The organism is Pseudomonas sp. ES4, assembly GCF_050586665.1.
Lineage (GTDB): Bacteria > Pseudomonadota > Gammaproteobacteria > Pseudomonadales > Pseudomonadaceae > Aquipseudomonas > Aquipseudomonas frederiksbergensis.
In genome coordinates, this window is sequence record NZ_JBOBDO010000006.1 from 22,457 (window position 1) to 35,674 (window position 13,218).

Genomic DNA, 13,218 nt, shown 5'->3' on the forward strand with positions numbered 1-13,218 from the left:
AGGTCATGAAAAACGAAATACCAATGACGGATGTTTCTCCCGCTGAAGGACTCAGCACGCGCCCCACCACGTTTCGTCTCGGTCGCGCCTTGGACACCGGGCTGCGCTGGCTGACCGAAGGCAGCGCGGCGTTGCTCGTGGTTGTCGAAGTCACGCTGCTGTTTTGCAATGTGTTCTCGCGCTACGTGCTCAATCAACCCATTGTCTGGGGCGACGAACTGGCCTCGCTGCTGTTTCTCTGGCTGGCGATGCTCGGCTCAGTGGTGGCGATGCGTCGAGGCGAGCACATGCGCCTGACGTCGTTCATCGGAAGGCTGCCGCTGGAAAAACGCGCCTTTGTCGACACCTTGGGCGCCGTGATTGTCATCGCGTTCATCGGGTTGCTGTTCACCCCGGCCTGGGAATACGTCAGCGACGAGTGGATCATCACCACCGCCGCCCTTGAAATCCCCAACGCCTTTCGCGTGTCCGCCATCGCGGTCGGTCTGAGCCTGATGCTGATGACCTGCGTCGCGCGTCTGCTGACCAGCGCCCGGTTGATCGACTTCTCGGTGTCGGTGGCGATGTTGGCTTCCCTGGCTGCGTTGTTGTGGGTGGCAGAAGGCTGGATGTTGCTGATGGGTAACTGGAACCTGGTCATTTTCTTCATGATCGGTGTGATGGCGATGATCATGATCGGCGTGCCGATCATGGTGGCGTTCGGCCTGGCCACGGTAGCTTATCTGTCGACCATGACCGGCACACCCTTGACCCTGGTGGTCGGCCGGATGGACGAAGGCATGGCGAGCCTGATCTTGCTGGCCATTCCGTTGTTTGTGTTTTTGGGGGCGCTGATCGAGGCCATGGGCATGGCCCGAGCGATGATCCGCTTCCTCTGTTCGTTGATCGGCCATGTCCGTGGCGGTCTGTCTTATGTGTTGATCGGCGCCATCTACCTGATCTCCGGCATTTCCGGCTCCAAGGCTGCCGACATGGCCGCCATCGCGCCGGCGCTGTTTCCGGAAATGAAGAAGCGCGGTGAGGATGAAAACGAACTGGTGGCGATGCTCAATGCCTCCGGGGCGATGTCGGAAACCATTCCGCCAAGCCTGGTGCTGATCACCATCGGCTCGGTGACCGGCGTGTCGATTTCCGCCCTGTTCACCGGTGGTTTCATGCCGGCGGTGGTGGGTGCAATCGCCATGGCGGCGGTGATCTGGTGGAAAAACCGCAAAGGCAACGCCACCACCGGTAAACGCGCCTCCGGCAAGGAAATCGGCCACTCGCTGCTGGTCGCGTTACCGGCACTGGCCCTGCCCTTCGTGATCCGCACCGCGGTGGTCGAAGGGGTCGCGACCGCCACCGAAGTCGCCGCCATCGGCGTGGCCTATACCTTCATCGTCGGGTTGCTGTGCTACCGCTGCTTTGACTGGCGCCGGTTGTATCCGATCCTGGTCAGCACCGCGTCGCTGTCCGGCGCGATCCTGATCATCATCGGCAGCGCCACCGCCATGGCCTGGGCATTGACCCAGTCGGGCTTCTCGCACCAGTTGGCGCAGGTGATGTCGACGGTGCCGGGGGGCGCGATGGGCTTCCTGATCATCTCCGCCGTGGCGTTCATCCTTCTGGGCAGTTTTCTGGAAGGCATCCCGGCCATCGTGCTGTTCGGGCCGCTGCTGTTTCCGATTGCCAAAGACATGGGCATCAACGACGTGCATTACGCCATGGTCGCGATCTTCGCCATGGGCCTGGGTTTGTTCGCCCCGCCGTTTGGGGTGGGTTTCTACGCCGCCTGCGCCATCGCCAAGGTCGACCCCAGCGGCGCCATGCGCCGGGTCTGGCCGTATCTCGGCGCACTCGTTGTCGCCTTGGGCGTGCTGATCGCCGTGCCCTGGATTTCCATCGGTTTCCTGCCCACTGCCTGAATCACCTTTGACTCCAGCCGACGGTAGAAGCCCGACCGTCGGCCCTCAAACACGAGGTTTTTTATGAACTTTTCCACACTGCAAGCCGGCATCGCCACCGAGCGTCGATTGATTGTCGACCGGGAACGCACCATCTCGTTTCTGGGCGAGGACTTACGCATCTACGCCACGCCCCGGCTGGTGGATGACATCGAACAGACCTGCCTTGATTACCTGCTCACCTTCCTCGATGAGGGCGAAAACACCGTCGGCGCAGCAGTCGACATCCGCCATGTCGGCGCCACGTTGCTCGGCATGTCGGTCAGCATCGTCGCCACGGTGACCCGAATCGAGGGTCGCAGCATCACTTTCAACGTCGAAGTTCGCGATGACGTCGAGCTGGTGGCCACGGCGGCGCATACCCGGGTGGTGGTGAACGTCGCCAAACTGCGCAGCCGCGTTCAGGCCAAGGCCGAGGCGGCCGCCGCAGGGGAAGTCGAAGACAGCGTGCTCAGCCCTTCCCAATTCGCCGCGTCGCGCTGAGCAAGGACGACGTCATGATCACGCTGCACGAACGCAACGGCTTACCGAACCTTGCGCCCGAGGATGCGCTACCGATTGTCGATGCTCACCACCACCTGTGGGACCTGGGCAACGGTCGATATCCCTGGCTGCAGGACGACTATCACGAGGATTTTTTTCTCGGCGACTATCACAGCCTGTGCCGTGATTTCTTGCCGGAAAACTTTCTCGCCCTGACCGAACGACAACGGTTGGTGGGAACGGTGCATGTCGAGGCCGAACGGGCTCGCGATGAGCAAGTCGCCGAGACACGCTGGCTGGAACAGGTGAACGCCCGTTACGGCTTCCCGAATGCCATCGTTGCCCACGCCTGGTTCGACCGAGAGGACAGCGCGGACATTCTCGCGGCCCAGGCTGCCAGGCCGCTGGTCAAAGGCATCCGTTCCAAACCGGTGACCTCGGCATCGCCAGACGTATCAATTGCCGGCGCCAGGGGCACCATGCAAGACCCGAAATGGCTGGAAGGCTTTTCGCGTCTGGCTGACCACGGTCTGTCGTGGGACCTGCGCGTGCCGCCGTGGCACCTGGCCGAGGCCGCCGAAGTGGCGGCGATGTTTCCGCACATCCAGATCGCCCTCAATCACACCGGTTTCGCCTGGGATCGCAGCCCGCACGGCATGAGCCGCTGGCGCAAGGGCCTGGAAGCACTGGCCTTGCAGCCCAACGTGCACATCAAGCTGTCGGAGTTCGGGTTGAAAGACTCGCTCTGGAACTACGACGACAACCGGATCGTGGTGCTGACCGCATTGGAGATCTTCGGCCCCGAGCGCTGCATGTTCGCCAGCAATTTCCCGGTCGCCGGATTGCGCGCGTCCTACGACACGATTGCCGATGGCGTGGCCGCGATGCTCGCGCCACTGGGGCGTGCCGTGCAGGAAGCGGTGTTCGCCGGCAATGCACAACGCTTTTATCGGCTGGAGGAACAGTATGGATAACCCATCCGTGATCGACTGGCGTGCGCGCTTTCTGGCCAGCGGCGAGGATGCGGACTTACCCATCGTCGACGCTCATCAGCATTACTTCGATATCGAAAAGCATTATTACCCGTGGCTGAACGACCGTCCGTTGCGACCGTTTCGTTATGGAGATTACTCGTCGATCTGCCGCAACTTTCTGCCTGAAGACTATCGCCGGCTGACGGGCAACCATCGCATCGTGCAGACCGTCGTTATCGAGGGTGAATGGAACCCTGCGACGCCCGCCGACGAGGTGGGTTTTGTCGAGTCGCTGGCACAAAACGAGCCGACCCTGGCGGCGATGGTGGCGCAGGTTTGGCTGGATCGTGAAGACGCATCGGACCTGTTGCGGCTGTACGGCGATCATCCGTTGGTGCGCGGCGTGCGCCACAAACCTGCGGTCACCCGCCTTGAAGCCTGGCACGAAGATTTCGTCGCGCCCGGCTCCATGCGTGACCCTCGTTGGCGCGAGGGCTACGCACAACTGGCTGAAAACGGCCTGCACTTCGAGTTGCAGGCGCCGTGGTGGCATCTGCCGGAAGCGGCCGAGCTGGCCAGGGACTTTCCCGACGTGACCATCGTGGTCAATCACACGGCGCTGCCTGCAGATCGTTCGGAAGCAGGGTTGGCCGGCTGGCGTGAAAACCTCGCATTGCTGGCACGGGAGCCGAACGTCGCCCTGAAGATTTCCGGCATTTGCGTCCCCGGCGAGGCATGGCCCGTCGAGTCGAACCGCGTGGTGGTGAACGACGCGATTTCGATTGTCGATGTCAGTCGCTGTGCGTTTGCCAGCAATTACCCGGTCGACGGCGTCGTGAACGGCATGAGCGAGATCTTCGACGGCTTCAAAACGATTGTCAGCGACCGCTCCCTCACGGATCGGCTCGCCCTGTTTCATGACAACGCCCGACGCATTTACCGGCTCACTTGACCCTCATTTGAACAGCCTTTCAGGAGTTCCCATGTTTGAAGTTTCAGGCCACAACTACATCGCTGGCGCTCGTTCGGCAAAAGGCTCGAGTACCTTGCAAAGCCACGACGCCAATACCGGCGAAGCACTGCCGTATCGCTTCCATCAGGCGACCACGGATGAAGTGAATGCGGCCGCAGAAGCGGCGGCCACGGCTTACCCGATCTTTCGTAATCTTTCATCCGCTCGACGCGCTCAGTTTTTGGAGGCTATTGCCACTGAGCTTGAGGCGCTGGACGACTCGTTCATCGCCCTGGTGTGCCGGGAAACTGCCCTGCCCGCCGGCCGTATTCAAGGTGAGCGGGCACGCACCAGCGGCCAGATGCGCCTGTTCGCCACGATGCTGCGTCGCGGCGATTTCTACGGCGCGCGCATCGATCGTGCGCTGCCCGACCGTCAACCGTTGCCTCGCCCCGACCTGCGCCAGTACCGCACCGGGCTCGGTCCGGTCGCCGTGTTCGGTGCCAGCAACTTCCCGCTGGCCTTCTCGACCGCCGGCGGCGACACCGCCTCCGCCCTCGCAGCGGGCTGCCCGGTGGTGTTCAAGGCCCACAGCGGTCACATGGCAACCGCCGATTACGTCGCCGATGCGATCACTCGCGCGGCCAGGAAAACCGGAATGCCTGATGGCGTGTTCAGCATGCTCTACGGCAGCATCGGTGAAGCATTGGTCAAGCACCCGGCGATTCAGGCGGTAGGTTTCACCGGTTCATTGCGCGGTGGCCGGGCCTTGTGTGACATGGCGGCGGCACGGCCTCAGCCGATTCCGGTGTTCGCCGAGATGAGCAGCATCAATCCGGTGGTGTTGATGCCCGAAGCACTCAAGGCGCGCGGTGACAAGATCGCTGCCGAATTGGCCGCATCCGTGGTCCTGGGCGCGGGTCAGTTCTGCACCAATCCCGGCTTGGTTTTGGGCATTCGGTCGCCAGAGTTCACGGCCTTCCTCGAACGTTTCACCGGGTTGATGGCCGAGCAATCAGCGCAAACGATGCTCAATGTTGGCGCGCTGAAAAGCTATTGCCACGGTCTGGACAATCTTCACGCACACCCTGGCATGACGCACCTGGCCGGTACCGCACAACAGGGCAATCAGGCGCAACCGCAAGTGTTCAAGGCCGATGTCAGTTTGCTGATTGATGGTAATGAGTTGCTTCAGGAAGAAGTCTTCGGCCCGACCACCATCGTGGTGGAAGTCGCCGATCACGCCGAATTGCTCCAGGCACTGCACGGTTTGCGCGGTCAGTTGACCGCTACGTTGATCGTCGAAGATTCGGAGCTCAATACCCTGAACGACGTGCTGGCCCTGCTGGAACAGAAAGTCGGTCGCGTGCTGTTCAACGGTTATCCGACCGGGGTGGAAGTCTGCGATGCCATGGTTCACGGCGGTCCGTACCCGGCCACTTCGGATGCTCGCGGTACATCGGTCGGAACGTTGGCGATTGATCGTTTCCTGCGTCCCGTTTGTTATCAGAACTGCCCCGACAGCTTGCTGCCGGACGCACTGAAGAACGCCAACCCGCTGGGCATTGCCCGACTGGTGGACGGTGTCAGCAGCCGTGATGCGCTGTAAGTCACCCGGCTTCAACTAACACCCGCTGTCAGCACAACTTCCGCGCCTGTTGAACAACAGGCGTCGGATTCGCTCGTCCCAAAAACCGCTTCACCCACACAACAACAAAAACAGAGGAAGTCTCATGCACGTTCAACTTCACCGGAAACACCGCTTTTGCAAATTGATGCTGGCCGTGACCGCTGCCGTGATGATCAACACCGCAGGCGCTCAACTGGCCGTTGCCGAAACCGCTCCTGCCGCGACGACAGCCCCTATGCAATGTGTAACTGAAGCCACACCGCGCTACACCAAAACCCCCACCGGTTACCTCATGGTCCTGCGCATGGGCGACAACGCCTTCAAGGAACTGACCAAACTGGCCATCGCCGAGAAAATCCCCAGCGCGTCCATCAGCGGCATCGGCTTCGGCAATGTGAAGTTCGGTTTCTGGAACAAGGACAAAAAAGACTTCGACGCCAAGACCTTGAACAGTGTCGAGATGGCCAGCGTTACCGGCTCGGTGGCGTGGAAGAACGACCAGCCTTCGATCCATATGCACGGCGTTGCCGGTGACGCCACGTTTCAAGCGTACGGCGGCCACATCCTCGACTTCGAAGTCACCACCGGCTCGATGGAAATCACCGTGATCGTGCACCAACGTCGTCTGGAACGCGGGATTGACCCGTGCATCGGCGCCAATGTGTTGGGTATTTAAGCCAGGCAAATAACGCTCCCGCAGGCATCGAACGTGCCGGCACCCGCTACTGCGGGAGCCACCCTCCCAAATTCAAACTACAAAAATAAAGGGGCGATTCACATGAGCAAGAAGAAAACGGCGGTGACCTTTGCATTGGGTGCCATTGCACTCAGCACCCAGGCGCACGCCGACTTCCTGAGTGACAGCAAAGCCACGTTGGGAATGAGAAATTTCTACTTCAACAACGACAACCGCGACGGCACGGCTGCGCCGTCGAAAACCGAAGAGTGGGCGCAGGGTTTCATGCTCGATTACAAGTCGGGCTACACCGACGGCACGGTTGGTTTTGGCGTCGACGCACTGGGCCTGATGGGGATTACGCTGGACAGTGGCAAAGGACGGCACGTCGGCAGCTCGATGATTCCTTCAGAGAGCGACAATAGCGCGGTCGACGAATGGAGCCGGTTGGGGTTGACCGGCAAGGTCAAGGTCTCGAAAACCGAACTGCGCCTGGGCACGCTGATGCCCAAGCTTCCCATCCTCGTCTCCAACGACGGCCGCCTGCTGCCGCAGACCTTCGAAGGTGGCCAGATCACCTCGGGCGAGTTCAAGGATTTGACCTTCACCGCAGGCCGAATCGAACACGCCACCGGTCGGGGCTCAAGCGATCAGACCGGGTTGGCTGCCACGGGCGGCACTCGTGAAAGCAACGCGTTCGACTTCGCCGGCGGCGACTGGAAAGTCACCAAGGACCTGACCGCCCAGTATTACTACGCTAACCTGGACAACTACTACACCCAGCAGTTTTTCGGCCTGATCCACACACTGGCGATCGCGGAAGGTCAATCGCTGAAAACCGACTTGCGCTACTTCAAGACCGATTCATCCGGTGCAAACAGCTCGGGGACGTCAGGCTACAAAATCAGCGGATACACCCAGGGCAATGATGGCGAGATCGACAATCGAACCTGGAGCGCCGCGCTGATTTATACGGTGGGTGGCCATGGCCTCACAGCGGGTTATCAAAGCGTTTCGAGCGGCAGCAACTTCACGCAGCTCAATCAAGGCAGCCTGGCCAACAAGGGTGCCGGCGGCTCCAGCGTCTACCTGTACACCGACCGACTGATTCAAACCTTCACCCGCGCTGGGGAACGCACAGCCTTCGGTCAATACGCCTACGATTTTGCCGCCATGGGGGTGCCCGGACTGAAAGCGTCTGTCATGTACCTCAGCGGGGACAACATCAAGACGACCTCTGGCGATACCCAGAAGGAATGGGAGCGGGATATTGCGCTGGACTACGTGATTCAGTCCGGTTCGCTTAAAGGTGTCGGGTTCGGATGGCGTAACGGCAAGTCCAACAGCGAGGCGTCCCGCAACCAGGATCAGAATCGCTTGATCGTGAGCTACAGCATCCCACTGCTGTAGGAGCAAAGCTTGCTCCGGGCGGCGATCCGACGATGGCGTCGGCACCTTCAACATCAACGTGACTGACACACCGCTATCGCGAGCAGGCTCACTCCCACATTGGATCTTGGGTGGCCGCAAAATGTATGACCAACCTCATTCCCTGTGGGAGTGAGCCTGCTCGCGATGGCCTCGGCAAACTCAACATCAAGGTGACTGACCCACCGCTATCGCGAGCAGGCTCGCTCCCACATTGGATCGCGGGTGGCCGCAGAATGTGTGATTGACCTCATTCTCTGTGGGAGTGAGCTTGTCCAGATTCATTAGGCCAGATCAGTGTTGAACTGATATCGCTTCGCCAGGGAACTCCTGACGTCCGCCACGCATCCTAGACTATGAGGTACTTCCTTTTTTGCTTCACGCTTTCCGAGGACACCGTCATGCGTCGTCTGATTATCATCTCTTCACTAGTGCTTTGTTTGCCCGTTGGTTCGGCCATGGCCGATGTAGATGCAAAAGATGTCGCCACCTCGGCTGGGGTCTCCGCATCGCTGTACTCGACCTTCAAGGATGACAAACGGGTGATTCCAGCCCGAGATGACGCCACCAGCTTCGTCGCCAGTGGTGGCGCGATTCGGGGTGCTTATCTGGAGTCGTACTTAAAGCAGGTTCGCCTGGAAAATCCCGGCCTCAACGCCAGCGACGAAGACCTGGCCAGAGCAATCCTCGTCCAGGAAGGCGTAGCTGCAGGTCAATAAAGGCTGAAAAAGTAGCGGTGGGGCTCGCGGCACCCGGATAGCGTGTGCAGCCCTACCTCGCTTCCGCACCTGAGAAACGCGCCCAACCTGCCACCAATTGCGCGCTGATGCTCACGCCGCCACACACCACAATCACTACATCATGGGCATCGGCAATCGCCGGATGGTCCAGGTATCCAATCGCCAACGAAACGCCGCACGCCGGCTCGACCAACTGACGCAGGTCGTTGGCGTAACGCACCACGCCCATGATCGCCTCGTCATCGCTGAGCACGACACATTCATGCGGGAAATCGAGGATGTGCTGCACCGGCCAGGCAGCCACCAACGTAGCGCCGAGCGACTTGGCGACCGTATCGATCCGGGGAAATACCACCGGATGTCCGGCGCTGACAGCGGCGGCAAAAGACGCGGCACCCTGGGTTTCACACGCGATGATCCGGCAGTCCATGCGCTTGTGGCGGATCAATCCGGTGAGAATCCCCGCCAGCAAGCCTCCGCCCCCAACCGACATCACAAGTGCATCGACCTGAGGACAGTCCTCGAGGATTTCATCGACCATCGTGCTGTGCCCTTCCCACAGCACCGGGTGATCGAAGGCTGGCACGTATTCGGTGTCCGCGCCCTGGGCGAGTTCCTTGGCCCGTAGATTGGCTTCGTCCCAGACCTTGCCATGGACGATCACCTCGGCACCGGTTTTCCTGATCCGTGCACGGGTGGTTTCCGGCGTGGTGTTCGGCACCACGATGCAGGCTTTCAACCCCAGGCTGGCGGCAGCCACGGCGGTGGCAAACCCGGCATTGCCGCCGGAAGGACAGATCACTTTGCGTTTCCCTTGCTCCGCCGCCTGGCTGCACAAGAGCCCTATGCCGCGAAGTTTGAATGAGCCGCTCGGTTGCAGGTTTTCCAGCTTGAGCCAGATTCGTCGGGACGGGGTCGACAGATCCGGATGCAGAATCAAGGGCGTTCTGATGTGAAGCATGGTGGTGCTCCTTAAGGGTGAACGGTCCTTATCCAAGCTTAGTTCACCCTGCCCGGCGGCTACCGCTTCAGCTATAACGCGGTGCGGCCGTGGAGTTGCCGAACAACCCCGAAAGCGTCTGGCGCTGGGCTTCGTAAGTGTCCCACTGGTCGCCTTGGTGCAGGCCGGGAATGGTCACCACTTCGCCTTGCGCCAGGCCCGTCAACGCGGCATCGACCATGTCCTGGGCAGACATCACGATCTCTTGCGGCAGGTTTTCCACTGGGTTGCCGGCCTCGCTCCAGAAGTCAGTAGCGGTAGCACCGGGCAATACGGCCTGGATACGAATGCCTTTGTCCGCCAGCTCGCGGTGCATCGACTGGCTCAGGCCGAGGACAAACGCCTTGGTCCCGCCATACACGCCGTTAAGAATTTCCGGGGCGATGGCAACGATCGAGGAGATATTGATCACCGTCCCGGTGCCGCGAGCGACGAAGCCTGGCACCACCGCGTAAGCCAGGCGCATCAACGCGGTCACGTTGAGGGTGATCATGTCTTCCATGTCATCCACCGGGCTGCCGAGCAGCGGCATGACAGCACCGACCCCGGCGTTGTTGACCAACAGGGTGATACTGGCGTCGTTGCGTAGAATCTCTTCAACCCGCCGCACGTCGGCCTTGTCTTTCAGATCAGCGGCGACCACTTCCACGGCGCGGCCGGTTTCGTTACTCAGGTGGTTGGCCAGGGCGTTCAGTTTTGCCTGGTTGCGGGCGACCAGAATCAGGTCGTAACCCTGCCGGGCGAGGCGGTCGGCATACACCGCGCCGATGCCCGAAGAAGCGCCAGTGATCAGAGCGGTACCTTTGGATGAGAGAGCCATGTCGATTTCCTTCACAGTGAGGCGATAACGTCGCCGGGTGCGAACCGTTATAAAGGGTCTAACGCTCGTCTCAAATGACGTTTAACGTACGTTTTTCGGACATGACCTTTTGAGGACACCTCAATGACATCCATAGCGTTTGTAGTGTTTGAAGGGTTCCAGTCCATGGCGCTGGCGGCCATGCCGGTGTTCGAGTACGCCAACTTCAGTGCCGGCGAAGCGCTTTATGATGTCAGCGTAGTGTCCGAAGACGGCCGCACATTGCGTGCGTCCGGTGGCCTGAGCGTCGGCACCGAAGCCTTTGGTGAACGAGTGTTCGATACGGTGATCGTAGTCGGCGGCGATGCCATCCTCGAGCAGGCGCCCGAGGGCGTGCTGACGTATCTGCGCCACAGCGTTAAAACCGCACGGCGCACGGCGTCGATCTGCTCCGGGGCGTTCGTCCTCGCCCAGGCGGGTTTGCTCGACGGACGGCGGGCCACCACCCACTGGGCTTATGCCCGGGAGCTGCAAGCGCGGTTCCCGTCGATCAAGGTCGAAGAAGACCGCATCTACGTCGTCGACGGTTCGATCTGGACCTCCGCCGGGATGACCGCCGGCATCGACCTGGCGCTGGCCATGGTGGAAAAGGATCACGGCGCCGCACTGGCCCGTTCCGTGGCGCAGAAACTGGTGATGTACCACCGCCGCGCGGGCGGCCAGTCGCAGCACTCGGCGCTGTTGGAACTGGAGGCGAAATCCGACCGCATTCAAACCGTCCTCGGCTATGCGCGAGAACACCTCACCGAAACCTTGTCGGTGGAGCAACTGGCGGACGTCGCGCGCCTCAGCCCTCGGCAGTTCAGCCGGGCCTTTCGCGCGGAAACCGGTCAATCACCAGCCAAAGCCATCGAGAACCTGCGCCTGGAAACGGCACGGCAGATGCTCGAGCGCGGACGCCTGACCCTCGACCAGATCGCCGAAGAATCCGGTTTCAGCGACTGCCGTCGTATGCGCGAAGCCTTCCTGCGGGCGTTCGGACAGCCGCCGCAAGTGATTCGGCGAAATGCCAGGGCCGACGGCGCCACGTAGGAGCTGCCGCAGGCTCCTACACTGAACGGTGTCAGGTCCGTTTGTGGAGGTGCAGATGAAAATCTCGGCCAAACTGGCGTTTTTCGCCATTGTTTCCACCCTCGCCTACCTTGGGCTTGCGGTGTGGGGGCTTGGCGGGTTCTCGGCGTTTTTCGCTCATGCACCGCTGGTGGTCATCGTGCTTGCCACGTTGGTGATGGTCATCGCGTCCTGGTTCACCGAGGTCAACCTGAGTTCCGGCGAACGTGAAGACCGGGCCAATCGCTGGGTACTGCCGGCGTTCGGGGTGATCGGTTTATTAAGCGGGTACCTGCCGGCCTACACCGACCGGATCGATTTCTGGACCTTTGGCGGCGAAGGGGTGCGCTGGCTCGGGGCGTTGCTGTTCATCATCGGCGGCACGCTGCGGATGTGGCCGGTGTTTGTGCTGGGCAAGCGTTTCAGCGGATTGGTGGCGATTCAGCCGGGGCACACGCTGGTCACCGACGGGATTTATCGCACCTTGCGCAACCCCAGTTATCTGGGGCTGATGATCACTGCCGTGGGCTGGGCACTGGCCTTTCGCTCTGGCGTTGGCCTGTTGCTGGCCGCGCTGACGCTGATCCCGCTGATCGCCCGCATTCACGCCGAAGAAGCGCTGTTAAGGGCGCAGTTCGGCAGCGAATACGAGGCTTACTGCGCCCGCAGTTGGCGGTTGATTCCCGGGGTTTATTAGCCAATTCACCTATCCCCTGTGGGAGCGAGCCTGCTCGCGATTGCGATCTTTCAGTCACATCAATGCTGAATGTGCTGACGCCATCGCGAGCAGGCTCGCTCCCACATTAGATTGTGTGTAGGCGGATTTGGTCGTCGCGATCCACATGGGCCTCGACCGAGTCGTAGCTGGCTAATGTGGCATGCGGAGTCTGGAGCGGATGGTCGTGGGTCGCGGTCACCACGATCAGGCCCGCTCCCGCTGCCTGAGCCGCGAGAATGCCCACGGTGGCGTCTTCGAAAATCAGGCAATCGGCCGGTTCAACGCCCAAACGCCTGGCTGCCAGTCGATAGCCAGCGGGATCAGGCTTTCCGGCACTCACATCTTCCGCAGTGACCATCACCAAAGGCTCTGGAATGCCCGCCGCGGCCATCCGCCGCAGCGCTAATGCCTTCGGCGCAGAGGTGACGATTGCCCATTGGTTGGCGGGCAGCGACTTCAGGAAATTCGCCGCGCCAGGCACCTCGATGATCCCCTCGACATCCTCGATTTCCGCCTCGGTGATGAACGCCGCTTCCGCCTCGCCATCCACCCCCGGCAACGCCAGGCGATTGATGGTGTCGATGGCGCGAACGCCATGGATGGTGGGCAGGAATGAGACGACATCGACGCCGTGACGCAAGGCCCAGGCCGCCCAGATCCGCTCGGCAGCGGCGATGGAGTTGAGGACGGTGCCGTCCATATCAAACAGAAAAGCGCGGTATGAGGTGTTGAGGACAGATTTTTGAGCAGACAAAGGGGAGGTAC

The 13,218-nt window shown here is 61.0% G+C and carries 13 protein-coding genes; 10 read left to right on the forward strand and 3 right to left on the reverse strand.

Annotation, left to right across the window (positions count from 1 at the left end; genetic code table 11):
• The first annotated feature begins 5 nt into the window (after positions 1 to 5).
• The 8 genes from ACQ4OB_RS09000 (at position 6) to ACQ4OB_RS09035 (ending at position 8,805) form a co-directional block, all read left to right on the forward strand.
• Positions 6 to 1,904 carry a TRAP transporter large permease subunit gene (locus tag ACQ4OB_RS09000; protein WP_074877910.1) on the forward strand — a complete coding sequence of 633 codons (1,899 nt, stop codon included), beginning with the start codon at positions 6 to 8 and terminating at the stop codon, positions 1,902 to 1,904.
• A gap of 63 nt (positions 1,905 to 1,967) precedes the next feature.
• On the forward strand, positions 1,968 to 2,426 hold the full coding sequence (locus tag ACQ4OB_RS09005) for a thioesterase family protein (RefSeq protein WP_074877912.1): 459 nt from the start codon (positions 1,968 to 1,970) through the stop codon (positions 2,424 to 2,426).
• 14 nt (positions 2,427 to 2,440) lie between these two features.
• A complete protein-coding gene (locus tag ACQ4OB_RS09010) occupies positions 2,441 to 3,400 on the forward strand; it encodes an amidohydrolase family protein (RefSeq protein WP_430955525.1) in 960 nt (319 codons plus the stop codon).
• Positions 3,393 to 4,352: an amidohydrolase family protein gene (locus tag ACQ4OB_RS09015; RefSeq protein WP_430955526.1), complete on the forward strand. Its 960-nt coding sequence runs from the start codon at positions 3,393 to 3,395 to the stop codon at positions 4,350 to 4,352. The genes ACQ4OB_RS09010 and ACQ4OB_RS09015 overlap by 8 nt, the downstream gene beginning before the upstream one ends.
• A 31-nt stretch (positions 4,353 to 4,383) precedes the next feature.
• The gene (locus ACQ4OB_RS09020; RefSeq protein ID WP_430955527.1) at positions 4,384 to 5,961 is read left to right on the forward strand and encodes an aldehyde dehydrogenase (NADP(+)); all 1,578 of its coding nucleotides are present in this window, start codon (positions 4,384 to 4,386) and stop codon (positions 5,959 to 5,961) included.
• Positions 5,962 to 6,085: 124 nt separating this feature from the next.
• Complete coding sequence (locus tag ACQ4OB_RS09025) at positions 6,086 to 6,658, forward strand: PPC domain-containing DNA-binding protein (protein ID WP_074877920.1); 573 nt, start codon at positions 6,086 to 6,088, stop codon at positions 6,656 to 6,658.
• 102 nt (positions 6,659 to 6,760) lie between these two features.
• The gene (locus ACQ4OB_RS09030; protein ID WP_430955528.1) at positions 6,761 to 8,068 is read left to right on the forward strand and encodes an OprD family porin; all 1,308 of its coding nucleotides are present in this window, start codon (positions 6,761 to 6,763) and stop codon (positions 8,066 to 8,068) included.
• A 419-nt stretch (positions 8,069 to 8,487) separates the two neighbouring features.
• Positions 8,488 to 8,805: a DUF2388 domain-containing protein gene (locus ACQ4OB_RS09035; protein ID WP_074880773.1), complete on the forward strand. Its 318-nt coding sequence runs from the start codon at positions 8,488 to 8,490 to the stop codon at positions 8,803 to 8,805.
• Positions 8,806 to 8,857: 52 nt separating this feature from the next.
• Here ACQ4OB_RS09035 and ACQ4OB_RS09040 read toward each other — a convergent pair whose 3' ends face one another.
• Together ACQ4OB_RS09040 and ACQ4OB_RS09045 are read right to left on the reverse strand one after the other, a co-directional pair.
• Positions 8,858 to 9,787, reverse strand: coding sequence for a pyridoxal-phosphate dependent enzyme (locus ACQ4OB_RS09040; protein ID WP_430955529.1), 930 nt, complete (start codon positions 9,785 to 9,787; stop codon positions 8,858 to 8,860).
• Positions 9,788 to 9,854: 67 nt separating this feature from the next.
• Positions 9,855 to 10,646: an SDR family NAD(P)-dependent oxidoreductase gene (locus ACQ4OB_RS09045; protein ID WP_074877926.1), complete on the reverse strand. Its 792-nt coding sequence runs from the start codon at positions 10,644 to 10,646 to the stop codon at positions 9,855 to 9,857.
• Positions 10,647 to 10,769: 123 nt separating this feature from the next.
• On the opposite strand from ACQ4OB_RS09045, the gene ACQ4OB_RS09050 reads away from it, so the two are divergent.
• On the forward strand, positions 10,770 to 11,717 hold the full coding sequence (locus ACQ4OB_RS09050; RefSeq protein ID WP_102614192.1) for a GlxA family transcriptional regulator: 948 nt from the start codon (positions 10,770 to 10,772) through the stop codon (positions 11,715 to 11,717).
• 55 nt (positions 11,718 to 11,772) lie between these two features.
• The gene (locus tag ACQ4OB_RS09055; RefSeq protein WP_430955530.1) at positions 11,773 to 12,432 is read left to right on the forward strand and encodes a methyltransferase family protein; all 660 of its coding nucleotides are present in this window, start codon (positions 11,773 to 11,775) and stop codon (positions 12,430 to 12,432) included.
• 106 nt (positions 12,433 to 12,538) lie between these two features.
• On the opposite strand, the gene ACQ4OB_RS09060 is transcribed toward ACQ4OB_RS09055, so the two are convergent.
• Entirely contained in the window at positions 12,539 to 13,207 is a 669-nt protein-coding gene (locus ACQ4OB_RS09060) for an HAD-IA family hydrolase (protein ID WP_430955531.1), read from the reverse strand.
• Positions 13,208 to 13,218: the final 11 nt, after the last annotated feature.

Coding starts and splice junctions, on each gene's coding strand:
- ACQ4OB_RS09045 (WP_074877926.1), bottom strand. CDS start 10,646: ATGGCTCTCTCATCCAAAGGTACCGCTCTGATCACTGGCGCTTCTTCG.
- ACQ4OB_RS09025 (WP_074877920.1), top strand. CDS start 6,086: ATGCACGTTCAACTTCACCGGAAACACCGCTTTTGCAAATTGATGCTG.
- ACQ4OB_RS09015 (WP_430955526.1), top strand. CDS start 3,393: ATGGATAACCCATCCGTGATCGACTGGCGTGCGCGCTTTCTGGCCAGC.
- ACQ4OB_RS09000 (WP_074877910.1), top strand. CDS start 6: ATGAAAAACGAAATACCAATGACGGATGTTTCTCCCGCTGAAGGACTC.
- ACQ4OB_RS09035 (WP_074880773.1), top strand. CDS start 8,488: ATGCGTCGTCTGATTATCATCTCTTCACTAGTGCTTTGTTTGCCCGTT.
- ACQ4OB_RS09050 (WP_102614192.1), top strand. CDS start 10,770: ATGACATCCATAGCGTTTGTAGTGTTTGAAGGGTTCCAGTCCATGGCG.
- ACQ4OB_RS09040 (WP_430955529.1), bottom strand. CDS start 9,787: ATGCTTCACATCAGAACGCCCTTGATTCTGCATCCGGATCTGTCGACC.
- ACQ4OB_RS09005 (WP_074877912.1), top strand. CDS start 1,968: ATGAACTTTTCCACACTGCAAGCCGGCATCGCCACCGAGCGTCGATTG.
- ACQ4OB_RS09010 (WP_430955525.1), top strand. CDS start 2,441: ATGATCACGCTGCACGAACGCAACGGCTTACCGAACCTTGCGCCCGAG.
- ACQ4OB_RS09030 (WP_430955528.1), top strand. CDS start 6,761: ATGAGCAAGAAGAAAACGGCGGTGACCTTTGCATTGGGTGCCATTGCA.
- ACQ4OB_RS09055 (WP_430955530.1), top strand. CDS start 11,773: ATGAAAATCTCGGCCAAACTGGCGTTTTTCGCCATTGTTTCCACCCTC.
- ACQ4OB_RS09020 (WP_430955527.1), top strand. CDS start 4,384: ATGTTTGAAGTTTCAGGCCACAACTACATCGCTGGCGCTCGTTCGGCA.